1 protein-coding gene is annotated in these 532 nt (G+C 41.9%); it reads left to right on the top strand.

Features of this window, described 5'->3' with window-relative positions; genetic code table 11:
• Positions 1-532: mucin-binding protein (locus ACXM1Q_RS09405; RefSeq protein WP_458517825.1), on the top strand; the 532-nt coding region annotated here is incomplete at both ends.

The following is a 532-nucleotide window of genomic DNA, read 5'->3' as shown; positions in this document are numbered from 1 at the left end:
TACCTAAGAATCCAGATCCAACAGATCCAACAACTCCAAACTATCCAAACCCAACAGATCCAGCGATCCAAACGTTAACAGAAAATGTGAAGCGTACAGTTCGTTATGTGGATGAATCTGGTAAGGTTATTGCGGAAGAAGTAGTTGATAACCTAGGATTTACACGTACAGGAACCATTAACTTAGCTACAGGTGAAATTACTCTAGGTGAGTGGACACCAACAGCAGGTGATAGCTTCGAAAACAAAAAATCACCAGTAGTTCCAGGTTACATCTTGAAAGATCCTAGCCAAGTAGAAGCAGGAGCTCATACAGGTGTGAAAGCAACTGATGATGACTATGTTGATGCAGTTGTTTATGTTCCAGTTGGTAACTATGTTCCAGAGTTCCCTCCAGGAGTTACTCCAGAGAATCCATGGACAGAAGTACCATATGTAACAGATCCAACAAATCCAAGTCAAATTGTTCCTCCTACTGATCCAAGTCAACCAGCTATTCCATATGTACCAGGTATGACTCCAGTAGATCCAGG

It is taken from the genome of Streptococcus sp. 10F2 (genome assembly GCF_054331515.2).
Note: the sequence above shows the minus strand (reverse complement) of the source record. Positions and strands in the feature narration are given on the sequence as shown.